The 3,604-nt window shown below is 66.0% G+C and carries 1 protein-coding gene and 1 pseudogene; both read right to left on the reverse strand.

Going from position 1 to position 3,604, the window contains the following annotated elements:
- Positions 1-167: 167 nt before the first annotated feature.
- A complete protein-coding gene (locus F0Q45_RS24955; protein WP_149656436.1) occupies positions 168-2,504 on the reverse strand; it encodes an FHA domain-containing protein in 2,337 nt (778 codons plus the stop codon).
- A gap of 230 nt (positions 2,505-2,734) precedes the next feature.
- Positions 2,735-3,604, reverse strand: a pseudogene (locus F0Q45_RS24960) (serine/threonine-protein kinase); the annotation flags it as partial.

Below are 3,604 nucleotides of genomic sequence, written 5' to 3' on the forward strand. Positions count from 1 at the left end.
CTTGAGGAGGTAGGGCCCGAACATCGACCCCACCCGTGAGCCCGGTGCATCGCTCATCATGATCCTCCAGTCACCGGCAATGCCGCAGACACTATCAACTTCCCTCAGGCAGGGTCATCAGCCGCGATGGCGGGCAGGCGCTGTCGCGGCACGCCTGACGGCATGGTTCACCTGGGGGCTTTGCGTTGCGGATCCAATCGTTCGAGCCGTATCGCGATGAGAATGACCAGCACGATCGCCTGTACGAGGCAGGCGCCCGCGGCCAATAGCCAGCTACTTACCTGGTAATTCCACAGCGGGTCCTGGTCCCCGCCCGCGGTACGGCGCAAATCGTTGAGGTCGACAGTCGAAGCCGCCATCGCATAGGCCCAGCGCGACGGTGACAACCAGGCCAGTTGTTCGAGCGGAGGCCGGCCCCTGACCCCGAACATTCCGCCACACAAGACCAATTGGGCCATGACCACCAGCACCAGCAGCGGCATGCCCCGATCGGCATTGCCGATCAGCGCCGAAATGAGTAGGCCGATCATCATCGAGACGACGGTGACAGCCACGACTGCCACGGCCACTTCGAGCGTGGGCCAGGGCAGAACCACTGATTGGTCAGGCGGCGGCAGCAAGGCGGGGCCGAGGAACCCCAAGATCAGGCCTTGCGCCGTGGTCAGTGCGGTGAGCACCACCAGCTTGGAGGCCAGGTATGCGCCACCTGACAAGCCGATGCCGTGTTCTCGGCGATAGATGGCCTGTTCTTTGACGATCTCGCGGATCGAGGCGGCGCAGCCCATCAGCGCGCCGCCGATGATCAGCAACACCAGCAATTGGGATGGCTGAGTCGACCTCAATTCGATGGCCTTGGCCAGTGACAGCCCGGCTTTACCCGGAACGGCGTGCGCGAACAGGCTTAGCAGCAGCGGCAGTATCAGCAAAAATACCGAATACTGCCGGTCAGCGGCGATGACTGCCAGGTAGCGGCGGCATAGAACGGCGAACTGGGTAAACGCGCTCTGTTGGGCCACCGGCTTGGTGGCGGCCGGGGCGGCGCCAGGGTGTGGCGGCCGCCACCAAGCCGGTGGCGGGGCAAACGCCGCGGCTAGCGGGGAGGCGTTGAACCGGGCGGTCCAGTCGGTGGCTTTGTCGTGTTCGAGCAAGGTGAACAAGTCGGCGAAGTCCGTGCAGTGAAAGTAGCTCAGCGCCTGCTGCGGGGGACCGAAGTAGGCCAGGCGACCGCCGGGAGCCAGGATGAGCAACCGGTCGCACATGTTCAGGTGAGCGATGTTGTGTGTTACCACGACCACCGACCGGCCGTCGTCGGCCAGCGAGCGCAGGGTCTGCATGACCGATTTCTCGTAGCCGGGATCGAGGCCCGAGGTGGGCTCGTCGAGAAACAGCAGCGACGGTTTGGTCAGCAACTCCAGGGCGACGCTAGTGCGTTTGCGTTGACCACCCGACAGGCTGTCGATGCGCTGATCGGCCTGAGTGCTGAGCCCGAGCTCGGCCAGGACTTCCTCGATGCGCTGTTGGCGTTCGGCAGCCGAGACGTCCTGGGGAAACCGCAGCCGCGCCGCGTAGTTCAGCGCCTTCCGCACGGTCAGCGGGGTGTGCAGGATGTCGTCCTGGGGCACGAACCCGATGCGGTGCCGCAGCTCGGCGTAGTTGTCATAGAGGTCACGGTCGTCGTATCGCACCGCGCCGCCGCTAGCCGGGCGGAATCCGGTCAGCGCGCCCAGCAGGGTCGACTTACCGGCGCCACTGGGTCCCACCACCGCCAACAGGCTGCGCTGTGGCAGGACGAAGCTGACGTCGGCCAGCAACACCTTGCCCTTCTTGGTAACCACCCGCAGATTGGACGCCTGGTAGGAGATGTCACCGGTGTCGACGTATTGCACCAGCCGCCCGCCGGACAGGCGCATGAGTTGGTGCCCGATGCCGACGATGTCGTCGGGTCCGATGAGGGCGCGAACGATCCGGTTGCCGTTGACATAGGTTCCGTTGGCGCTGTTGTTGTCGACCAGTTCCCACTGGCTACCGGTGCGCCGCAACATGGCATGGCGGCGCGAGACCAGCAGGTCGTTGAGGACCACGTTGTTGTCGGGTCCACGGCCGATCGTGACGACCAGTTGGTCAATCGCGTGCACCGCGGTCGGCGCCCGCGCGGCCGTCGTCTCGCCCGGCGGCGAAGTAGTGGACGGGTGTAATTCGACCAGCTGTCCGGACGACGCAGAACCCAATAGCACCATCAGCGGTTGATCAATCGTCACGCGCTCCACGCGCTGACCCGCGAGAAACGTCCCGTTGCTGCTGTGGTTGACCAGAACCCACCCCGTCGGGGTTGGCTCCAACACCGCGTGATTTCGTGACACCCGGGGATTGTCCAGGCGGACATCGGCATCGGTGCCGCGGCCGATGGTCCAGACGCGGTTGGGCGTGACGTGCCACGTGCGTCCGGCGGCGCGCAGCTCCAGCCGGGGTGGACCCGGCGCGACCGCCTTGACCCTGTCTTCCATGCCTCGCCTCCAGTGGCCTCCGGTGCGTCTGCCTAGCTTCCCCGAACCACTACTGCGACACGATGAGAACGTCAACAGTCGTGCATGTGACGCTGGAAAAGCGCAGCTCTGGCCGGGGTTTCGGCCTCGCCAGCCAGGCCGGCTCCGGCGAATCCGGCGCACTGGCCGCGCGACGACGCAGCGATATCAAACCTGAGTCGGCTTGGCGGCGGTCGGCTGGCTGGTTTGGATCAGCCGTACTTCGCCCACCACGTGTGCAGCTCGTCGATGGTGGCGGGATCTCCGAAAGCGTCACTGAGCATCAGTTTTTCGTCGTTAGTCCAGATCACGTTGGGGCGGTTCTTATAGGTGCCGCACGCGATCATGCCAGCGATGACATTGGGTGTCCGGTCGTAATGCCAGGAATCCGGCGACGGTCCTTCGCCGGGGCAATTCGTCAGCTCTCCGGCGGCGATATCGTCGTTGAAGGCCTGCTTCAGTGCGGCGAGGGTGGGAAACAGCCCGTAGACCGCGCGACTGGGGCCGCCTGGGTTGGTGTTTTGCCCGCAGTTGTACATGGCCACCGCCCCAGTCCACACGCTGTCTGGCTTTGGCGTGGTCGGTGTACAGGTGCCGCTGGGGTAGCCGGACGGCAGGTAGCTCATCAGCCTGGACTGGGGGTCACCAGCCGCGGTGGTAGTCGTTGCGGAACTGGTCGTCGGCTTGCTTGAGCTGGCTGCCGTCGGTGTGCCCGTGGGCTTGGGGCCGGGCCCGGGTTTGATGGCTAGCCAGACGCCGATGACGCCCAGAACGAGGATGACCACCAAAGCGGCGGCCCCGGCCACGAAGGGCCAGGGATTGCGCTTGCGCGGTGGCGGCGGCTGGCTCCATGGGGCGGGGCCACCGGGTTGTGGTGGTGGCGTGCCGCCCCAGCCGCCCTGGTAATACTGGGGGACGTGGGCCGGGGGGGCCGCGCTCGGGATGGGCCCGCTGGCCGGCCCCCAGGTGGGCTGCCCAGTCGGAGCTTGCGGCATGGGTCCCGAAGCGGCTGGATCGGCGTACGGCGCGGCCGGTGGCGGGGTGACAGCGGCAACAGTTGGTGGTTGCGGAGTCAAGGCGGT

It is taken from the genome of Mycobacterium simiae (genome assembly GCF_008370645.1).
Taxonomy (GTDB): Bacteria; Actinomycetota; Actinomycetes; order Mycobacteriales; family Mycobacteriaceae; genus Mycobacterium; species Mycobacterium simiae_A.

Excerpts from the sequence above, each read along its gene's own strand:
- F0Q45_RS24955 (WP_149656436.1), bottom strand. The coding sequence starts at position 2,504 with ATGGAAGACAGGGTCAAGGCGGTCGCGCCGGGTCCACCCCGGCTGGAG.